This is a genomic window from Burkholderia sola (assembly GCF_905400185.1).
GTDB classification, from domain to species: domain Bacteria; phylum Pseudomonadota; class Gammaproteobacteria; order Burkholderiales; family Burkholderiaceae; genus Burkholderia; species Burkholderia sola.
The window spans coordinates 1,495,785-1,514,133 of the sequence record NZ_FR989675.1; the positions used below are offsets into that span (position 1 = coordinate 1,495,785).

At 69.3% G+C, this 18,349-nt stretch carries 18 protein-coding genes; 15 read left to right on the top strand and 3 right to left on the bottom strand.

Translation table 11 applies throughout. From position 1 onward, the window contains the following. Positions 1-127 precede the first annotated feature (127 nt). From KR541_RS06925 to KR541_RS06935, 3 genes are all read left to right on the top strand, one after another. Positions 128-1,477, top strand: coding sequence for a cytochrome-c peroxidase (locus tag KR541_RS06925; RefSeq protein ID WP_050017610.1), 1,350 nt, complete (start codon positions 128-130; stop codon positions 1,475-1,477). A 125-nt stretch (positions 1,478-1,602) separates the two neighbouring features. Continuing rightward, complete coding sequence (locus KR541_RS06930; protein WP_050017609.1) at positions 1,603-1,989, top strand: hypothetical protein; 387 nt, start codon at positions 1,603-1,605, stop codon at positions 1,987-1,989. 8 nt (positions 1,990-1,997) lie between these two features. Then, complete coding sequence (locus KR541_RS06935) at positions 1,998-2,471, top strand: NUDIX hydrolase (protein ID WP_204383858.1); 474 nt, start codon at positions 1,998-2,000, stop codon at positions 2,469-2,471. A gap of 133 nt (positions 2,472-2,604) precedes the next feature. Here KR541_RS06935 and KR541_RS06940 read toward each other — a convergent pair whose 3' ends face one another. After that, positions 2,605-4,314 carry a glutamine--tRNA ligase/YqeY domain fusion protein gene (locus KR541_RS06940; RefSeq protein WP_216089466.1) on the bottom strand — a complete coding sequence of 570 codons (1,710 nt, stop codon included), beginning with the start codon at positions 4,312-4,314 and terminating at the stop codon, positions 2,605-2,607. Positions 4,315-4,568: 254 nt separating this feature from the next. Here KR541_RS06940 and KR541_RS06945 point away from each other — a divergent pair, with 254 nt between their 5' ends. From KR541_RS06945 to KR541_RS06960, 4 genes are all read left to right on the top strand, one after another. Beyond that, a complete protein-coding gene (locus KR541_RS06945) occupies positions 4,569-4,778 on the top strand; it encodes an ornithine acetyltransferase (RefSeq protein WP_006497729.1) in 210 nt (69 codons plus the stop codon). Positions 4,779-4,957: 179 nt separating this feature from the next. Beyond that, positions 4,958-5,512 (top strand): RBBP9/YdeN family alpha/beta hydrolase, encoded by a 555-nt coding sequence (locus KR541_RS06950; RefSeq protein WP_216089467.1) that lies wholly within the window; start codon positions 4,958-4,960, stop codon positions 5,510-5,512. 54 nt (positions 5,513-5,566) lie between these two features. Further along, the gene (locus tag KR541_RS06955; RefSeq protein ID WP_235356308.1) at positions 5,567-6,151 is read left to right on the top strand and encodes a L,D-transpeptidase; all 585 of its coding nucleotides are present in this window, start codon (positions 5,567-5,569) and stop codon (positions 6,149-6,151) included. Between the two features lie 8 nt (positions 6,152-6,159). Next, a complete protein-coding gene (locus KR541_RS06960) occupies positions 6,160-6,729 on the top strand; it encodes a hypothetical protein (protein ID WP_235356307.1) in 570 nt (189 codons plus the stop codon). Positions 6,730-6,770: 41 nt separating this feature from the next. Here KR541_RS06960 and KR541_RS06965 read toward each other — a convergent pair whose 3' ends face one another. Continuing rightward, entirely contained in the window at positions 6,771-7,991 is a 1,221-nt protein-coding gene (locus KR541_RS06965; RefSeq protein ID WP_050017604.1) for a CaiB/BaiF CoA transferase family protein, read from the bottom strand. A 268-nt stretch (positions 7,992-8,259) separates the two neighbouring features. Between KR541_RS06965 and alaS the strand changes: the two genes are divergently transcribed. After that, positions 8,260-10,884 carry an alanine--tRNA ligase gene (gene alaS / locus KR541_RS06970; protein WP_089488356.1) on the top strand — a complete coding sequence of 875 codons (2,625 nt, stop codon included), beginning with the start codon at positions 8,260-8,262 and terminating at the stop codon, positions 10,882-10,884. Positions 10,885-11,033: 149 nt separating this feature from the next. On the opposite strand, the gene KR541_RS06975 is transcribed toward alaS, so the two are convergent. Continuing rightward, positions 11,034-11,948 (bottom strand): LysR family transcriptional regulator, encoded by a 915-nt coding sequence (locus KR541_RS06975; RefSeq protein ID WP_050017599.1) that lies wholly within the window; start codon positions 11,946-11,948, stop codon positions 11,034-11,036. Between the two features lie 125 nt (positions 11,949-12,073). Here KR541_RS06975 and KR541_RS06980 point away from each other — a divergent pair, with 125 nt between their 5' ends. From KR541_RS06980 to KR541_RS07010, 7 genes are all read left to right on the top strand, one after another. Continuing rightward, positions 12,074-13,342, top strand: a complete 1,269-nt coding sequence (locus KR541_RS06980; protein WP_050017598.1) for a YbfB/YjiJ family MFS transporter — start codon at positions 12,074-12,076, stop codon at positions 13,340-13,342. Between the two features lie 122 nt (positions 13,343-13,464). Further along, positions 13,465-14,001, top strand: coding sequence for an NUDIX domain-containing protein (locus KR541_RS06985; RefSeq protein ID WP_124595257.1), 537 nt, complete (start codon positions 13,465-13,467; stop codon positions 13,999-14,001). Positions 14,002-14,158: 157 nt separating this feature from the next. After that, the gene (locus tag KR541_RS06990) at positions 14,159-14,596 is read left to right on the top strand and encodes an acyl-CoA thioesterase (RefSeq protein WP_027787751.1); all 438 of its coding nucleotides are present in this window, start codon (positions 14,159-14,161) and stop codon (positions 14,594-14,596) included. Between the two features lie 9 nt (positions 14,597-14,605). Then, positions 14,606-15,541, top strand: a complete 936-nt coding sequence (locus KR541_RS06995; RefSeq protein ID WP_050017596.1) for a branched-chain amino acid ABC transporter permease — start codon at positions 14,606-14,608, stop codon at positions 15,539-15,541. Further along, the gene (locus KR541_RS07000; RefSeq protein WP_050017595.1) at positions 15,534-16,763 is read left to right on the top strand and encodes a branched-chain amino acid ABC transporter permease; all 1,230 of its coding nucleotides are present in this window, start codon (positions 15,534-15,536) and stop codon (positions 16,761-16,763) included. The genes KR541_RS06995 and KR541_RS07000 overlap by 8 nt, the downstream gene beginning before the upstream one ends. Then, positions 16,760-17,512, top strand: coding sequence for an ABC transporter ATP-binding protein (locus tag KR541_RS07005; protein ID WP_050017593.1), 753 nt, complete (start codon positions 16,760-16,762; stop codon positions 17,510-17,512). The genes KR541_RS07000 and KR541_RS07005 overlap by 4 nt, the downstream gene beginning before the upstream one ends. Further along, positions 17,509-18,213 carry an ABC transporter ATP-binding protein gene (locus KR541_RS07010; protein WP_216089468.1) on the top strand — a complete coding sequence of 235 codons (705 nt, stop codon included), beginning with the start codon at positions 17,509-17,511 and terminating at the stop codon, positions 18,211-18,213. The genes KR541_RS07005 and KR541_RS07010 overlap by 4 nt, the downstream gene beginning before the upstream one ends. Positions 18,214-18,349: the final 136 nt, after the last annotated feature.

Genomic DNA, 18,349 nt, shown 5'->3' on the forward strand with positions numbered 1-18,349 from the left:
ATTATCTGGAACCGATTTGACAGCCGGGTGTAGGGGCGCTTTCAATTGACTGTCGGTGGAACGTCATTGAACGGTCACGGAACTGACATAAGCTCCGGCCGATTGCCCACCGCTACCCGAACAACGAATGCACACCCTGTTGAAATCCTTCGCGTTCGCGCGATCGCTGATCCCTGCCGCGGCGACGCTCGCGGTGGCCGGCGCGCTCGCGGCGCTCGCCGGTTGCGATGCGCAGCCCGGCACGACTGCATCGGCCGCGTCCGTCGTACCGGCGGCCCAGGCCGCGCCGGCCAGCCCGGCGGTCGCGCCGGCCGGCCAGCCGCAGACGCGCGCGCAGGTGTTCGAGGGCGTGAAGCAGATGACGGCGCTCGGCAAGCAGCTGTTCTTCGATCCGTCGCTGTCCGGGTCCGGCAAGCTCGCTTGCGCGTCGTGCCACAGCGCCGAGCATGCGTTCGGGCCGCCGAACGCGCTGTCGGTGCAGCTCGGCGGCGACGACATGCACCGTACCGGCTTTCGCGCGGTGCCGTCGCTGAAGTACCTGCGCGGCATCCCGCCGTTCAGCGAGCACTTCCACGATTCGCCGGACGAAGGGGACGAAAGCATCGACGCGGGTCCGACCGGCGGATTGACCTGGGACGGTCGCGTCGATACGCGCGATGCGCAGGCGCGCATTCCGCTCACGTCGCCGTTCGAGATGAGCAGTTCGCCCGCACGGGTCGCGAAGGCGGTTCGCGCCGCGCCGTATGCCGATGCATTCCGCAAGGCGTTCGGCGAAACGGTGCTCGGCGATGACCAGGCGACGTTCGGTGCGGTGCTCCGCGCGCTCGACGCATTCCAGCAGCAGCCGGCGCTCTTCGATCCGTACACGAGCAAATACGACGCGTATCTGGCCGGCCACGCACAGCTCACGCCCGCGGAGCTGCACGGGCTGCAGCTGTTCAACGACGAGAAGAAGGGCAACTGTGCGAGCTGTCACATCAGCCAGCGCACGCTCGAAGGCGGCCCGCCGCAGTTCAGCGATTTCGGGCTGATCGCGATCGCGGTGCCGCGCAACCGCGCGCTGCCCGTCAATCGCGACCCGCGCTTCCACGATCTCGGCGCCTGCGGCCCCGAACGCACCGACCTGAAGGGGCGCGACGAATTCTGCGGGCTGTTCCGCACGCCGTCGCTGCGCAACGTCGCGCTGCGCAAGACGTTCTTCCACAACGGCGTCTATCACTCGCTCGAGGACGTGATGCGCTTCTACGTCGAGCGCGACATCCATCCGGAGAAGTTCTACCCGGTCGTGCACGGCAAGGTGCAGATCTACGACGATTTGCCGAAGCGCTACTGGCCGAACATCAACCGCGAGCCGCCGTTCGACCGCAAGCGCGGCGACCCGCCGGCGCTGAACGCGGCCGAGATCAAGGATGTGATCGCGTTCCTCGGCACGCTGACTGACGGATATCAGCAAACGGCCGCGTTAGCCAAGCCGTAGAAGGCGTTCACTGCAGCACGCATGCTATGCTCGCTCGCTGACGGTCGTGGCGCGCGCCGGAGGGCCGGCCCCCGGTTCGCCGGCATGCGCCACGCCGTTCGATCGAACATCCAAGGAGAAAAAACATGTCGATGCGTGCATCCCTTTCCGTCGTCACGCGCGTGCTGGCCGGCGCCGCGTGCGCAGCCGCGATGCTGCCCGCCCATGCACAGAACAACCTGAACTTCCTGAACGACACGCCGATCAGCTATTTCAGCAAGACCGATCGCGCGTCGCTGTCCAAGGCGGTCGTGCAGGCGCGCGACGAAGGCAAGGACGGCGAAACCACGACATGGCAGAGCAGCGGCCGCGGCACGCAGATCGACGCGAAGCTCACGCCAAGCACGACCGACACGGACGGCAAGACCTGCCGCGAAATCGCGACCGAAATCACCGCGAAGGGCCAGACGATGACGCTCAAGCCCGTCTACTGCAAGACGGCCGCGGGCAAGTGGCAGCTGCAGAAGCGCTGAGCACGCACGTGACGAAGCGGGGCGGCGCGCCGCGCACGGTGTCGTGCGGCGTCGTGATCCTCGATGCGGATGGCCGCGTGTTCCTCGCGCACGCGACGGACACCACGCACTGGGACATCCCGAAGGGGCAGGGCGAGCCGGGCGAGACGCCGGCCGACGCCGCGCTGCGCGAACTGCTCGAGGAAACCGGCATCGAGTTCGCGCCGGCGCGCTTGCTCGATCTGGGCCGCTTCGCGTACCGGCACGACAAGGATCTGCACCTGTTCGCGGTGCAGGTGGCCGACGGCGAGATCGATCCCGCGCAGTGCACGTGTACGTCGCTGTTTCCGAGCCGTCGCGACGGCTCGATGATTCCCGAGATGGACGCGTACCGCTGGACCGTGCCGGGCGACGTCGACACCTATGCGAGCCGCAGTCTCGCGCGGCTGTTTCGTACGAAGCTGTCGCTGGTGGAGTTGCATCGGCGATTGTCGGGTGCGTGAACGGGCGCCGCGGCTTCCACGCCTGCCGTCCTTCGGCGCACGCCCATGAAAAAACCGGCCCTCGAGCCGGTTTTTTCATGGGCAGGCAGCGGGGCGACTTGCGAAGCCGCCCGCCGCCGCGCGGAGCAGGCCGTCAGGCCGGCTTGCCCCAGCTGTCGCGCAGCCCGACGATCCGGTTGAACACCGGCTTGCCCGGCTTCGAATCGACACGGTCTGCAACAAAGTAGCCGTGGCGCTCGAACTGCAGGCGCGTTTCCGGCGCGACATCGCCGTTGCCCGGCTCGACGTACGCCTGCACGATCTTCTTCGAATCGGGGTTCAGCGCCTCGAGGAAGTTCGCGCCGCCCGCGTCCGGGTGCGGCTCCTTGAACAGGCGGTCGTAGATCCGCACTTCGGCCGGCTGCGCGTGCTTCGCGCTGACCCAGTGGATGTTGCCCTTGACCTTGTACGTGTTCGCGCCTTCGGTGCCCGACTTGCTGTCCGGGAAGTAGTTGCAGTGCACGGCCGTCACGTTGCCGTCGGCGTCCTTGTCGAAGCCCGTGCATTCGATCACGTAGCCGTAGCGCAGGCGCACCTTGTTGCCCGGGAACAGCCGGAAATAGCCCTTCGGCGGATTCTCGACGAAATCCTCGCGCTCGATCCACAGCTCGCGCGAGATCGGGAACGTGCGCACGCCGCGGTCCGGATGGTGCGGATGCACGGGCGCCGTGCACGCTTCCTCGAGGTCTTCCGGATAGTTGTCGATCACGAGCTTCAGCGGATCGAGCACCGCGACCGTGCGCGCGGCCTTGTCGTCGAGGTCGTCGCGCAGCGCGCCTTCGAAGATGCTCATGTCGATCCACGAATCGATCTTCGTCACGCCGATCCGCTCGCAGAACAGGTGGATGCTCTCCGGCGTGAAGCCGCGGCGGCGCACGCCGACGATCGTCGGCATCCGCGGGTCGTCCCAGCCGTCGACGTGGCCTTCGGTGACGAGCTGCAGCAGCTTGCGCTTGCTGGTGATCGCGTACGTGAGATTCAGCCGCGAGAATTCGATCTGTTGCGGCAGCGGACGCGCGAACACGCTGGCTTCCGCGAGTTCGTTCAGCACCCAGTCGTACAGCGGGCGGTGATCCTCGAATTCGAGCGTGCACAGCGAGTGCGTGATGCCTTCGAGCGCATCCGAGATGCAGTGCGTGTAGTCGTACATCGGATACACGCACCAGGCGTCGCCGGTGCGGTAGTGGTGCGCGTAGCGGATCCGGTAGATCACCGGGTCGCGCATGTTCATGTTCGGCGACGCCATGTCGATCTTCGCGCGCAGCACGTGCTCGCCTTCCTTGAACTCGCCGGCCTTCATGCGGCGGAACAGGTCGAGGTTTTCCTCGGGCGAGCGGTCGCGGAACGGCGACGGCTTGCCGCCTTCGGTCAGCGAGCCGCGATTCGCGCGCATTTCGTCGGCGCTCTGGCTGTCGACGTACGCCTTGCCGCGCTGGATCAGCAACTCGGCGAACTCGTACAGCTTGTCGTAGTAGTCGCTCGCGAAATACTGGTGATCGACCGCGTCCTTGCGCCAGTCGAAGCCGAGCCAGCGCACCGCGTCGACGATCGAGTCGACGTATTCGACGCTTTCCTTTTCCGGGTTCGTGTCGTCGAAGCGCAGGTGGCACACGCCGCCGTAGTCGCGCGCGACGCTGAAGTTCAGGCAGATGCTCTTCGCGTGGCCGATGTGCAGATAGCCGTTCGGCTCGGGCGGGAAGCGCGTCTCGACGCGGCCGCCCCATTTGCCGGTGCGGTTGTCGTCGTCGATGATGTTGCGGATGAAATTGGAAGCCGCGGGGGCGTCGTTGCGTTCGGTGCTCATGCGGTTGGCGTCAGGGTTGTGTCGGCGCGTCGCGCCGGTTTAATCCTGTAATTCTACCTGACCGGGGTCCGTCCCGCGCGGGCTGCCGGTCGGGCGCCGTCGGTTCGCGATGCGTATCGCAATATATCGAGTGTGTGTCGGCTGTAACACGACGTAAATCGGATTGCGGGCGTCGTTCGGCTTTTCCTATGATGGCTTCACCGATTCAATGCCGCCAATCGCGATTTTTGCGAGGCGGGAGGAAGCCAACAATCATGATGAAGAAGACCACTTTTCTCGTTCGTACCGCGGTGATCGTCGCGGCCCTGTCGCAACTCGGCGCCTGCGCGATGACGCATACGCAGCGTAACGCCGGTATCGGCGCGGCCGCGGGTGGCGCGCTCGGCTACCTGATCACCGGCGGCCCGGTCGGCACGGTCGCCGGCGCGGCGGCAGGCGGCCTGGTCGGCGCCGGCGTACGCTGATTCACGCCGGCGGGCGTACCCGACCGCCGGCCCCTGGTCGTGACGCCTGGCTGAGTGCGTCACGACCGCTCGAAGGTCACGCACATCCCCCGGATTTTGACAGGCACCATCAGGGAGAGGCGGGTGTGCGACACTGCGTCGACGCTACAACACGATTCCATTCGTCGACGAATCCTTCCATGACCGACCCCGTCGTTTTCGTCTTGCCCGGCTACGCCAATTCGGGCCCGCTTCACTGGCAGAGCCGCTGGGAGCGCGCCGATCCGCGTTTCGTGCGGATTGCGATGCCGGACTGGAACCACGCGTTTCGCAACGGCTGGTGTCGCGCGCTCGACCGGGCGGTCGAAGCCGCGCGCGGGCCCGTGCTGATCGCCGGCCACAGCCTCGGTACGCTGACCACCGCATGGTGGGCGACCCGCTACGCGCGGCCGGCCGCGCTCGCGAAAGTGCGCGGCGCGCTGCTCGTCGCATTGCCCGATCCGGCCTGGCCCGTGTTTCCGGCTGACGCGCACGGCTTCGGCCCGGTGCCGCACGAGCGGTTGCCGTTTCCGACCTGCGTGGTTGCGAGCAGCGACGATCCGTACGGTTCGATCGCGTTCGCACGCGGCTGCGCGAACGCGTGGGGCAGCACGTTCCATAACCTCGGCCCGCGCGGCCACATCAACGCCGACAGCGGGCTCGGCGACTGGCCGCAAGCGCGCGGCTGGCTCGATGCGCTGGGGACCACGGACTGACCGCCGGTCGTGGTTCAACGAATCGGACACCTTTTTTAACAAAGCGCGAATCTCATGCGACGCGTCGCGGCGGTACGTGCGCCTTGCTGCCCGTACGATTGGCTTGGGCGCGACAGGCAACCGACTGCATTGTGTGACGAACCCCATGACTTCGTGATCGGCCGGGCCGATAAAGTGACGGTCTATTCAATTCGATCGGAAGGACGGGCCATGTCGAGCGGCGCAAGGCGGAATCAGCAGGTCGGTGGAATAAGATCGCCGGCGGCGAAACGAATCGTCGTTCACCTCTCGAGTCAGAGCGTGGAGGCGTTTGACGGGGCGGCGAGGGTGTTCCGCTTCGATTGTGTGACTGGAGATAGTGAGCATCCGACCGATCGTGGTGCCTTTCGCATCATGCAGAAATACCGGTTCTATCGCAGTCGTGCCTATAACGTGCAAATGGATTACGCGATGTTCTTCACGGGAGACGGCAAAGCGCTTCATCAATACCACGGGCCGATGCCGCTGTCGCTTGTGAGAATGGCGCGCAATACCGTCAGCGACTGGTTCGGATCGCACGGCTGCGTACGTCTGGCCGAGGCCGATGCGAAACGACTGTACGAGTGGGCTCCGATGGGAACCGTGGTGCAGGTATCGTGAAGAGCGCATTGGCAACGCGATTCGCGATCCCGTGTCTGGCGATGCTGGTCGGTCTGCTCGCCGGTTTCGGCTGGCGCAGCCTCGCCGACTGGACCGACAGCCGCATACGGATCGATCCCGGCACCGAGCTGTTCGGCGTGCTGCCCGACGAGGTGATGTCGCTGACCTATACGACCGCCGCGCTGACGCTGGCCGCGCAGCGCTCACAGCCCGCGGCGCGGTTCGCCGTGCAGGTGACTTATGCAGACGGCCGTGCCCCCCGGCAATGCATGGCGTCGGCGGATCTGGCCGGGCATCTTGGGTCCTTTTCGACGATCGTCGCGCAACGACAGGTCGATCTGGCCGACCTCGCGCGCGAATTTCCACGGCAGATCGGGCGGCTGGACATCCGTGATCGCATCGCGTCCGAGCCGCCGCTGTCGCTCGTCTTTCTGGCCGCGGCGGATTCGGACGCGGTCGCCGTTACCGTCGACAGTCTGTCGGTCGGGCACGGTGGTTACGCGGCCGTCGTGCGTTCGCCATCGCGCGCGGCGCTTGCGGCGCTGGCCGGCGGCTGCGAGACGCTGGCCCGGCGCTGACCGGCCGGGGTCCCCCCGTTCCGGCCCGCCGCTGCGCCGCGTCAAATCGCCTGCTTCGCCTTCAACGCGGCAATCCGCTCGTCGTCGTAGCCGAGCATGTCGCGCAACACGTCTTCCGTCTGCGCGCCGAGCAGCGGCGGGGCCGTGCGCGCGTCGGGCGGCGTCGCGCTCATCCGGATCGGGTTGCGCACGAGCTTCACGTCCGCGCCGCACGGATGCGGCAGCGAGACCTGCATCCCGCGCGCGACCACCTGCTCGTTGTCGAATACCTCGTCGAGATCGTTGATCGGCCCGCACGGCACGCCGGCCGCTTCGAGCGCGCCGATCCAGTCGGCCTTGTCGCGCGCCTTCACCATCTCCGCGAGGATCGGCACCAGCGTATCGCGGTGACGCACGCGCGACGGGTTCGTCGCGAAGCGCTCGTCGTCGGCCAGCTCGGGTTGGCCGCCGGCCTCGACGAACTTGCGGAACTGCCCGTCGTTGCCGACCGCCACGATGATCCAGCCGTCGCGCGTCTGGAACGTCTGGTACGGCACGATGTTCGGGTGCGCGTTGCCCCAGCGCACCGGCGGCTTGCCGCTCGCGAGGAAGTTGGTGTTCATGTTCGCGAGCAGCGCGACCTGCACGTCGAGCAGCGCCATGTCGATGTACTGGCCTTCGCCCGTGCGGTCGCGGTGCGCGAGCGCGGCGAGCACGGCGATCGTCGAATAGAGGCCGGTCGCGAGATCGGCGATCGCGACGCCGGCCTTCTGCGGGCCGCCGCCCGGCTCGCCGTCGCGTTCGCCGGTGATGCTCATGAAGCCGCCGATCCCCTGCACGATGAAGTCGTAGCCCGCGCGATGCGCGTACGGCCCGGTCTGGCCGAAGCCGGTGACCGAGCAGTAGACGAGATCGGGCTTCACCGCCCGCAGCGAGTCGTAATCGAGCCCGTACTTCTTCAATTGCCCGACCTTGTAGTTCTCGAGCACGACGTCGCTTTGCGCGGCAAGCTCGCGCACGATCTGCTGGCCTTCCGGCGTCGCGATGTCGACCGTCACCGAGCGTTTGTTGCGGTTCGCCGCGAGGTAGTACGCGGCCTCGGCGGTATCCGCGCCGTCCGCGTCCTTCAGGTACGGCGGCCCCCAGTGGCGCGTGTCGTCGCCGGCGCCCGGGCGCTCGACCTTGATCACGTCCGCGCCGAAATCGGCGAGGGTCTGCGCGCACCACGGGCCCGCGAGCACGCGGGTCAGGTCCAGCACGCGGATATGGCTCAGGGCACCCATCGTCGAATCGTCTCCTTTCATGGCGGGCCTGCGTTGTCGGCAAGGCCGATTGGCATGTCGAGCATCTTAAGGCGAATCGGCCGCGCGGGTGGCCCAGGCCGGTCGCCCACGCCGGTCGCCCACGCCGGTCGCCCGTCGCAGCGGGCCGCTGCCGCTTGGGCGGGCGGTCTGTATCGTATAATCGATCGTTTCCGAATCCATGCCGCCGCGCGCCCCGCCTGGGGCGCCGGCGTTTGAAGCCGTCTTTGCCAGACTGTCCCCGCACGCCATGAAAGCTGCCGAAATCCGCGAGAAATTCCTCAAATTCTTCGAATCGAAGGGCCACACGATCGTCCGCTCGTCGAGCCTCGTGCCCGGTAACGACCCCACGCTGATGTTCACGAACTCGGGCATGGTCCAGTTCAAGGACGTCTTCCTCGGCACGGACCCGCGCCCGTACTCGCGCGCCACGACGGCGCAGCGCAGCGTGCGCGCGGGCGGCAAGCACAACGACCTCGAGAACGTCGGCTACACGGCGCGCCACCACACGTTCTTCGAGATGCTCGGCAACTTCTCGTTCGGCGACTACTTCAAGCACGACGCGATCAAGTTCGCGTGGGAGCTGCTGACCACGGTCTACCAGCTGCCGAAGGACAAGCTGTGGGTCACCGTCTACCAGGAAGACGACGAGGCGTACGACATCTGGGCGAAGGAAGTCGGCGTGCCGACCGAGCGGATCATCCGGATCGGCGACAACAAGGGCGCGCGCTACGCGTCGGACAACTTCTGGACGATGGGCGACACCGGCCCGTGCGGCCCGTGCACCGAAATCTTCTACGACCACGGCCCGGACGTATGGGGCGGCCCGCCGGGGTCGCCTGAAGAAGACGGCGACCGCTACATCGAGATCTGGAACCTCGTGTTCATGCAGTTCAACCGCGACGCGCAGGGCAACATGACGCGCCTGCCGAAGCAGTCGGTCGACACCGGCATGGGCCTCGAGCGTCTCGCCGCGGTGCTGCAGCACGTGCACAGCAACTACGAGATCGACCTGTTCCAGAACCTGATCAAGGCCGCCGCGCGCGTGACCGAGATCAGCGACCTCACGAACAACTCGCTGAAGGTGATCGCCGATCACATCCGCGCGTGCTCGTTCCTGATCGTCGACGGCGTGATCCCCGGCAACGAAGGCCGCGGCTACGTGCTGCGCCGGATCGTGCGCCGCGCGATCCGCCACGGCTACAAGCTCGGCCGCAAGGGCGCGTTCTTCCACAAGCTGGTGGTCGACCTCGTCGCCGAGATGGGCACCGCCTATCCGGAGCTGAAGGAAGCCGAGCAGCGCGTGACCGACGTGCTGCGCCAGGAAGAGGAGCGCTTCTTCGAGACGATCGAGCACGGGATGTCGATCCTCGAAGCCGCGCTGGCGGATGTCGAAGCGAAGGGCGGCAAGGTGCTCGACGGCGAGCTCGCGTTCAAGCTGCACGATACCTACGGCTTCCCGCTGGACCTGACGGCCGACGTGTGCCGCGAGCGCGGGATGACGGTCGACGAGCCGGCCTTCGACGACGCGATGGCGCGCCAGCGCGAGCAGGCGCGCGCGGCCGGCAAGTTCAAGGCCACGCAGGGCCTCGAATACTCGGGCGCGAAGACCACCTTCCACGGTTACGAGGAAATCGCGTTCGACGACGCGAAGGTCGTCGCGCTGTACGTCGACGGCTCGGCCGTCAACGAAGTGAAGGCTGGCCAGGATGCGGTCGTCGTGCTCGACCACACGCCGTTCTACGCGGAATCGGGCGGCCAGGTCGGCGACCAGGGCGTGCTCGCGAACGCCGCGACGCGCTTCGCGGTGGCCGACACGCTGAAGGTGCAGGCCGACGTGATCGGCCATCACGGCACGCTGGAGCAGGGCCTGCTTAAGGTGGGCGACGTGCTGCGCGCGGAAATCGACGCGCATCGCCGCGCGCGCACGCAGCGCAACCACTCGGCCACCCACCTGATGCACAAGGCGCTGCGCGAGGTGCTCGGCGCGCACGTGCAGCAGAAGGGTTCGCTCGTCGACGCGGAAAAGACCCGTTTCGACTTCGCGCACAACGCACCGATGACCGACGACGAAATCCGTCGCGTCGAGCAGATCGTCAACAACGAAATCCTCGCGAACGCGCCGGGCATCGTGCGCGTGATGCCGTACGACGAAGCGGTGAAGGGCGGCGCGATGGCGCTGTTCGGCGAGAAGTACGGCGATGAAGTGCGCGTGCTCGATCTCGGCTTCTCGCGCGAACTGTGCGGCGGCACGCACGTGCACCGCACCGGCGACATCGGCCTGTTCAAGATCGTCGTCGAAGGCGGCGTCGCGGCCGGCATCCGCCGCGTCGAGGCGATCACCGGCGACAACGCGGTGCGCTACGTGCAGGAGCTCGACGCACGCGTGAACGAAGCCGCGGCCGCGCTGAAGGCGCAGCCGTCGGAACTCACGCAGCGCATCGCGCAGGTGCAAGAGCAGGTGAAATCGCTCGAGAAGGAGCTGGGCGCGCTGAAGTCGAAGCTCGCATCGAGCCAGGGCGACGAGCTCGCGCAGCAGGCCGTCGAAGTCGGCGGCGTGTACGTGCTGGCCGCGACGCTCGACGGCGCCGACGCGAAGACGCTGCGCGAAACGGTCGACAAGCTGAAGGACAAGCTGAAGCGCGCGGCGATCGTGCTGGCGGCCGTCGAAGGCGGCAAGGTCAGCCTGATCGCGGGCGTCACGCCGGACGCGAGCAAGAAGGTCAAGGCCGGCGAGCTCGTGAACTTCGTCGCGCAGCAGGTCGGCGGCAAGGGCGGCGGTCGTCCGGACATGGCGCAGGCGGGCGGCACCGAGCCGGCGAACCTGCCGGGCGCGCTGGCCGGCGTGAAGGGCTGGGTCGAAGAACGGCTCTGATCGTTGCACGAACGATGCGATGCCGCCCCACCGACGGTATCGCGTGAATCGAAAAACGACCCGATCGGCAGATGCCGGTCGGGTCGTTTTGTTTGTGCGGGCCGTGCAGGCTGTGCGCGTCGATCGCCACGGCGGCGTGCGAATCCAGGTCAGGCCGGCACGGTCGCGGCCGGCTTCGCCGCGTCGTCAGGCTGAGGCGTGGCTTCGGTGAGCGCATCGCGCAATGCTGCGAGCGCCGCCGACGCATAACCGCGCCGCCACCCGAGCAGCGTGTCGATGCCCGCGAGTTCGGGAATCGTGTGCGCGGCGACGTTGCCGGTTTCAGGCTGCAGATCGAGCACCGAGCGCGGCGCGACCGCGACGCCCGCGCCGGCCGCGACGCACGCGACGATCGCGTGATACGAGCCGAGTTCGAGCACGCGCGCCGGCTTCACGCCGTGCGCCGCATACCACTGCTCGACGTACTTGCGATAGGCGCAGCCACGCTCGAACGCGATCAGCGTCGGCAGGATCACGTCGCGCGGCGTGCGTACCGGCGGATGGCCGCGCGGCGTGAGCAGCACGAGATCCTCGCGAAAGATCGGCATCGTCTCGAACGTGTCGGGCAGCGCGTCCGGCTCGGGCGGGCGCGCGAATAGCGCGGCGTCGATCTCGAAGTCGCGTACGCGGTCGATCAGGCAGCCCGTCGTGCCCGTCAGCAGTTCGAGCGACACGTCCGGCCACGCATGGTGGTAGCGCGCGAGGAGGGCCGGCAGGCGGCTCGCGGCCGTGCTTTCCATCGTGCCGAGCCGCAGCCGGCCGCGCGGCGTGTCCTCGCGCACCGCGTCGCGCGCCTCGTCGGCGAGCGCGAGCAGGCGCTCCGCATACGGCAGCAGCGTATGCCCGGCCGGCGTCAGCACGAGCCGGCGGCCGTCGCGCACGAACAGCGCCGCGCCGAGTTCTTCCTCGAGCTGCTTGATGCGCGTCGTGACGTTCGACTGCACGCGATTGAGCTTGGCCGCCGCGCGCGTCACGCCGTTCTCGCGCACGACCGCCCGGAAGATCGCCAGCGCCGCCAGGTCCATGATTCTCTCCGAAGGATGGGTTGATTCTTAATTATTCATTTTTTGAGAACGGTCGGTCAAGCTAGGATGAACCCATTCCGATTTCCGATCCGGCCGGCGTGCGCGCAGCGCCGGCCTTTGCCGCCATGTCCCGCTTCGATGCCCTGACCGCCGCCGCCCGCGGCCTTTCGTCCGACCAGGCCGACCGCCGTGCCCGCGCGGCCGCGCTCGCCTGCATGGTCGGCCTGGCCGTCGTGCTCGGCGTCGGCCGTTTCGCGTTCACGCCGCTGTTGCCGCTGATGCTCGCGGACGGCTCGATCGGTCTGAAAGCCGGCAGCTGGCTCGCATCGGCGAACTATGCGGGGTACTTCGCCGGCGCGGTCAGTTGCGCGGCGCTGCGCGTCGCGCCGGCGCGGATGGTGCGCTTCGGGCTCGCGGCGACCGTGCTGCTGACCGCCGCGATGGGCGTCGGTCACGCGCTGCCGGTGTGGCTCGTCGTGCGTTTCGTCGCGGGCGTCGTCAGCGCATGGACGTTCGTGTTCGTGTCGCAATGGGGGCTGCGGCGGCTGGCCGAGCTGCATGCGCCCGAATGGAGCGGGGTGATCTATGCGGGGCCGGGCGTCGGCATCGTGGTGACGGGGCTGATCGGCAGCGCGCTGGCCGGCCGACACGCGGCGGTGGGCTGGCTCGGTTTCGCGGCGTTGTCGGCCGTGCTGTCAGTCGCGATCTGGCGCACGTTCGGTGCGGCGCCGGCTCCGACACCGGCGCACACGCAGGCGACGCCACCGGCCGCCGCGCCGCATACGGTCACGAGCGCGTCGGCGTCCCCGGCAGCACGGGCCGGCACGCGAAGCCGCCGCGCGGACGCCGCGTGGCTCGTCGCGCTGTACGGCGCACCGGGCTTCGGCTACATCATCACCGCGACGTTCCTGCCGGTGATCGCGCGCGCCGCGCTGCCGGCCGGCTCGCCGTGGCCCGACTTGTTCTGGCCGATGTTCGGTGCGGCGCTGATCGTCGGCGCGATCACCGCCGCGCGGCTGCCCGGGCACTGGGACAACCGGCTGCTGCTGGCGGCCGGCTGCGCGACGCAGGCGCTCGGTATCGCGGCCGGAATCGTGTGGCCGAACGCGGCCGGCTTCTCGATCGGCAGCGCGCTGCTCGGGTTGCCGTTTACCGCGATCACGCTGTTCGCGATGCGCGAGGCGCGGCGCCTGCACGGCGAGCGTGCGGCCGGACTGATGGGCTATGCGACCGCATCGTACGGCGTCGGGCAGATCCTCGGGCCGCTCGTCGCGGCGCCGCTGGCCGCGCGCTTCGGGTCGTTTACGCCGGCGCTGTGGGTCGCGGCGGCGGCGCTGCTGATCGGCGCCGCCGGCTTCGCGGCGACCGCCGCATGCGGGCGCAGGTCGCCCTGATGCCGGTGGGGCCGGATCGTCTCGGGCGCGGGCAAACTCGCTAGAATGAAGCCTTTTCCGCGCCGAGCGGACGCGCGACGCGGCCTTCAGGCCGAGGCCGGGCGCTCGCCAGATCCCCATCGATGACCACCGCCGACTACCGCTTTTGCCCGCGCTGCGCGAACCCGCTGACCGAGCGTGCCGATCCCGACCATGAGGGCGGCCGCATCCGCCAGGCCTGTCCCGACGACACCTGCGGCTACGTGCACTGGAACAACCCGCTGCCGGTCGTCGCCGCGATCGTCGAACTCGACGGCAAGATCCTGCTCGCGCGCAACGCCGCGTGGCCCGAAGGGATGTTCGCGCTGATCACCGGCTTCCTCGAAAACGGCGAGACGCCCGAGGACGGCATCGCGCGCGAGGTGTTCGAGGAAACCGCGCTGAAGGCCGAGCAGGTGTCGCTCGTCGGCGTGTACGAATTCATCCGCAAGAACGAACTGATCATCGCGTACCACGTGCGGGCGTCGGGCACGGTGTCGCTGTCGCCGGAACTGCTCGAATACAAGCTCGTCGATCCGCCGCTGCTGCGCCCGTGGCGCGCCGGCACGGGCATCGCGCTCGCCGACTGGATGCGCGCGCGCGGCCTCGATTTCGAATTCGTCGACCGGCCGGGGCAGTGACGGGCCTGCCTGCCCGCAGGGTGTCGTCCGCCGTGCCGCGCGCGATCGCGGCGCGGTGCTTCGCTGCTGGCCGGCGCGTCGCTTCATGCGGCCGCCGCGCGTCGTCCCGATCGTCTCTTTCGTTCCCTTCGCCTCCCTCGTCCTGAGCGCCATCGCCATGTCCGACAAGCCGCAGCCGCGTCCGCGCGACGCCTATCGCCACTTTCTGCCGATCACGACCCGCTGGATGGACAACGACGTCTACGGACACGTGAACAACGTCGTCTACTACAGCTACTTCGATACCGTGGTGAACGAGTACCTGATCCGCGCGGGCGTGCTCGACGTCGAGCACGGGCAGACGATCGGGCTCGTCGTCGAGACGCAGTGCAACTACTTCGCGCCGCTCGTGTTTCCGCAATCGGTCGACGCGGGGCTGCGCGTCGTGAAGCTCGGCACGTCGAGCGTGCGCTACGAAGTCGGGCTGTTCGCGCAAGGCGACGCGTCGCCCGCCGCGCAGGGGCATTTCGTGCACGTGTACGTCGATCGCGGCACGCGCCGCCCGGTGCCGCTGCCCGACGCGCTGCGCGCCGCGCTCGAACCGCTCGCCGCCTGACGCGACGCGGTGCACGCGTTCGCGCTCCAGGCCTTCAACGGCCTCAGCTATGGCTTGCTGCTGTTCATGCTGTCGGCCGGCCTCACGCTGATCTTCAGCGTGCAGGGCGTGCTCAACTTCGCGCATGCGAGCTTCTACATGCTCGGTGCGTACGTCGGCTACAGCATCGCGGCTCATGCGGGCTTCGGGCCCGCGCTCGTGCTCGCGCCGCTCGCGGTCGGGCTGCTCGGCGCCGGCTGCGAACGTGTGCTGCTGCGCCGCGTGCAGGCACGCGGCCATACGAGCGAACTGCTGCTGACCTTCGGGCTCGCGTACCTGATCGGCGAGGGCGCGAAACTCGTGTGGGGTTTCGCGCCGCTGCCGGCGCCCGTGCCGCCGCTGTTCGACGGCGCGCCCGCGACCGTGTTCGGTCTTGCGTTGCCGCGTTACCGGCTGTTCATGATGGCGATGTCCGCGACGATGCTGGTCGCGCTCGGCGTGCTGCTGCGTGCGTCGCGCATCGGGCTCGTCGTGCGCGCGGCGCTCACGCATCGTGCGGCGGTCGAGGCGCTCGGCTACGACGTGCCGCGTGTGATGACGGCGCTGTTCGGTGCGGGCACCGCGCTCGCGGCGCTGGCCGGCGTGATCGGCGCGCCGCTTGCGGTGATCGAGCCCGCGCTGGCCGAGACCGTCGGGTCGGTCGTGTTCGCGGTCGTCGTGATCGGTGGCCTGGGTTCGCTCGGCGGCGCATTCGTCGCGTCGCTCGCGGTCGGCTTCGCGCAGACCTTCGCGGCCGCGAGCGACACGTCGCTGCGCGATCTCGCGCAATGGACGGGTATCGCGCTGCCCGACAGCGTGGCCGCGGTGTCGATCGCGCAACTGGCGCCGCTGGTGCCGTACCTGCTGCTCGTCGCGGTGCTGGTCGCGCGGCCGCGCGGGTTGTTCGGCGAGCGTGTCGATGCGTAGCCGCGCACTCGCCGGATGCGTGCGCTGGGCGCTGTTCGCCGCCTGCTTCGCGCTGCCCGCGTGGCTGTGGCCGCACGGCGCGGTGCTCGGCTATCTGGCGCAGACGGCCGCACTCGTCGTGCTCGCGCTGTCGTACAACCTGCAGCTCGGCACGACCGGGCTGCTGTCGTTCGGGCATGCGGCGTTCGCGGGCTTCGGCGCGTTCGCGGCCGCGCACTGGTTCAATCACGTCGGCGGCCCGCTGCCGCTGTTGCCGCTCGTCGGCGGCGTGGCCGGCGCGGGCTTCGGGTGCGTCGCCGGGCTGCTGGCGACGCGCCGTTCCGGTACCGCGTTCGCGATGATCACGCTCGGGCTCGGCGAATGCGTCGCGGCGGCTGCATGGAGCGTGCCCACGTGGTTCGGCGGGATCGGCGGCGTGCCGATCGACCGCGCGAGCGGCGCGCCGTGGGGCAACGCGCATTTCGGCGCGCCGGCGCACGCGTATGCGCTGATCGCCGCGTGGTGCGTCGTGTCGGCATGGGCGATGCATGCGCTGAGCCGCACGCCGCTCGCGCGGCTCGCGAACGCGGTGCGCGACAATCCGGCGCGCGTCGCGGCGCTCGGCACCGATCCGCGCCGCGTGCGGCTCGCGATGGTCGCCTGCGCATCGTTTTTCGCCGGCGTCGCCGGCACGCTGACGCTGATCGACGTCGAGATCGCGACGCCCGACAGCGTATCGATGGCGCGCTCGGCGACCGTGCTGATCGCCGCGGTGATCGGCGGCACCGGCGCATTCTTCGGGCCGGCGGCCGGCGCCGCCGTGCTGACCGCGCTGAGCATCGTCGTCGCGGGCGTGTCGCGCGCGTGGGCGCTGTATCTCGGCGTGCTGTTCGTCGCGATCGTCGTCGCCGCGCCGGGCGGGATCGCGGGCATCGCGCAGGCATTCGCGCATGCGCTGCGGCGCGAGGCCCCGGCGACCGAGCGGTGGCGGCTGCTGTGCGCCATCGGCGCGTGTGCGTTCTGGGGCGTCGCGATCGTCTGCGCGGCCGAGCTCGGCTATGCGTGGCGCTTCGCGCGGGACGACGGCACGGGCGTCGCGTTCGGCGCATGGGGCATCGACGCCGATACGCCGATCGGCTGGGCCGTCGCGGGTTCGGCGGCCGGCATCGGCATCCTGCTGTGGGGCTGGCGCGCGCGGCTCGGGCACGGCGCGGCGGCCGCCACGCGGGAGGACGCGCGATGAACGGCAACGCGATCGCGCTGCACGGCATCGTGCAGCGCTTCGGTGCGCAGACCGTGCTCGACGGTGTCGATCTGCGCATCGCAGCCGGCGAGCGCCACGCGCTGATCGGGCCGAACGGCGCGGGCAAGTCGACGCTGTTCGGCGTGATCGCCGGGGCGACGCGGCCGACGCGCGGGCGCGTCATGCTGCACGGCGTCGCGCTGCGCGGGCGCGGGCCGGTCGTCGCGAGCCGCCTCGGCATCGGCCGCAGTTTCCAGCAGACGAGCGCGTTCGCGCGCCTGAGCGTATTCGACAACCTGCGCTGCGCGGCGCTGCATGCGCCGGCCGAACGGCGGCGCTGGTGGAACCGGCTGCGCGACTCCGCGTCGGTCGATCTCGCGGCCGCGCGCGTGCTGCACGACATCGGCCTCGACGCGCGGCGCGACACGCCGGCCGGCGAACTCGGCTATGCGGAGCAGCGCGCGCTCGATCTCGGCATTGCGCTCGCGAGCGGCGCGCGGACGCTGCTGCTCGACGAGCCGACGGCCGGCATGAGCCGCGCGCAGGCCGCGCGGATGATCGCGTTGATCCGCGCGACGACGCAGGGCCGCACGGTCCTGATGATCGAGCACGACATGGACGCGGTGTTCGGTTTCGCCGAACGCATCACGGTGCTCGTGCGCGGCACGGTGGTCGCGACCGGCGCGCCCGACGCGATCCGCGCCGATCCGCGCGTGCGTGCCGCGTATCTGGGCGAGGGTGCGGCATGAGCGCGGTGCTCGACATTCGCGGGCTGCGCGCGTGGTACGGGATGCAGCCCGTACTCGATGGCGTCGATCTCGCGCTCGCGCCGGGCGAGACGCTCGCGCTGCTCGGCCGCAACGGCTCCGGGCGCTCGACGCTCGCGAAGGCCGTGATGGGGCTCGTGCGCACGGCCGGCTCGGTGCGCATCGCCGGCGCCGAATGCGCGGGGGCGCGCACGTTCGAGATCGCGCGGCGCGGCGTCGCTTACGTGGCCGAAAGCCGCGACGTGTTCCCGCTGCTGACCGTGCGCGACAACCTGCGACTCGGTTTGCGCGGCCTGAGCGGCGCAGCCGAACGGGCGGCGCTCGACCGCCTGTTCGACCGTTTTCCGCTGCTGGCCGCGCGCGCGGACGTGAAAGCCGGGCGGCTGTCGGGCGGGGAGCAGCAGGTGCTCGCGCTGGTGCGCGCACTCGCCGGCGGCCCGCGCGTGCTGATCGTCGACGAACCGGCCGAGGGGCTCGCGCCGCTCGCGGTCGACGAAGTCGGCGCGTGTCTCGCCGCGCTGCAGGCCGACGGCGTCGCGATCGCGCTGATCGAGCAGCGGCTGCAGCTCGCGCCGCGGCTCGCGCGGCGCGTCGCGGTCATGGGGCGGGGAAGGATCGTCTACGACGGCGGGCTCGACGGGCTGCACGGCGAGGTGGCCGACGCGTGGCTGAGCGCCGGCTGACCACGCCCGGTCGATTGTTCGGCAAACTCCGCCAGTCAATTCGCGTCGAGCCGCTTTATCGCTGCGGTGCCGCAACGTAAATTTCCAGTCAGGCCGATTGCCGCGGCAACATCGTCGCGGCAACCGGCGCCATCCA

Excerpts from the sequence above, each read along its gene's own strand:
- KR541_RS06925 (WP_050017610.1), top strand. The coding sequence starts at position 128 with ATGCACACCCTGTTGAAATCCTTCGCGTTCGCGCGATCGCTGATCCCT.
- KR541_RS06930 (WP_050017609.1), top strand. The coding sequence starts at position 1,603 with ATGTCGATGCGTGCATCCCTTTCCGTCGTCACGCGCGTGCTGGCCGGC.
- KR541_RS06940 (WP_216089466.1), bottom strand. The coding sequence starts at position 4,314 with ATGAGCACCGAACGCAACGACGCCCCCGCGGCTTCCAATTTCATCCGC.
- KR541_RS06945 (WP_006497729.1), top strand. The coding sequence starts at position 4,569 with ATGATGAAGAAGACCACTTTTCTCGTTCGTACCGCGGTGATCGTCGCG.
- KR541_RS06950 (WP_216089467.1), top strand. The coding sequence starts at position 4,958 with ATGACCGACCCCGTCGTTTTCGTCTTGCCCGGCTACGCCAATTCGGGC.
- KR541_RS06955 (WP_235356308.1), top strand. The coding sequence starts at position 5,567 with ATGCGACGCGTCGCGGCGGTACGTGCGCCTTGCTGCCCGTACGATTGG.
- KR541_RS06965 (WP_050017604.1), bottom strand. The coding sequence starts at position 7,991 with ATGGGTGCCCTGAGCCATATCCGCGTGCTGGACCTGACCCGCGTGCTC.
- alaS (WP_089488356.1), top strand. The coding sequence starts at position 8,260 with ATGAAAGCTGCCGAAATCCGCGAGAAATTCCTCAAATTCTTCGAATCG.
- KR541_RS06975 (WP_050017599.1), bottom strand. The coding sequence starts at position 11,948 with ATGGACCTGGCGGCGCTGGCGATCTTCCGGGCGGTCGTGCGCGAGAAC.
- KR541_RS06980 (WP_050017598.1), top strand. The coding sequence starts at position 12,074 with ATGTCCCGCTTCGATGCCCTGACCGCCGCCGCCCGCGGCCTTTCGTCC.
- KR541_RS06985 (WP_124595257.1), top strand. The coding sequence starts at position 13,465 with ATGACCACCGCCGACTACCGCTTTTGCCCGCGCTGCGCGAACCCGCTG.
- KR541_RS06990 (WP_027787751.1), top strand. The coding sequence starts at position 14,159 with ATGTCCGACAAGCCGCAGCCGCGTCCGCGCGACGCCTATCGCCACTTT.
- KR541_RS07000 (WP_050017595.1), top strand. The coding sequence starts at position 15,534 with ATGCGTAGCCGCGCACTCGCCGGATGCGTGCGCTGGGCGCTGTTCGCC.
- KR541_RS07005 (WP_050017593.1), top strand. The coding sequence starts at position 16,760 with ATGAACGGCAACGCGATCGCGCTGCACGGCATCGTGCAGCGCTTCGGT.
- KR541_RS07010 (WP_216089468.1), top strand. The coding sequence starts at position 17,509 with ATGAGCGCGGTGCTCGACATTCGCGGGCTGCGCGCGTGGTACGGGATG.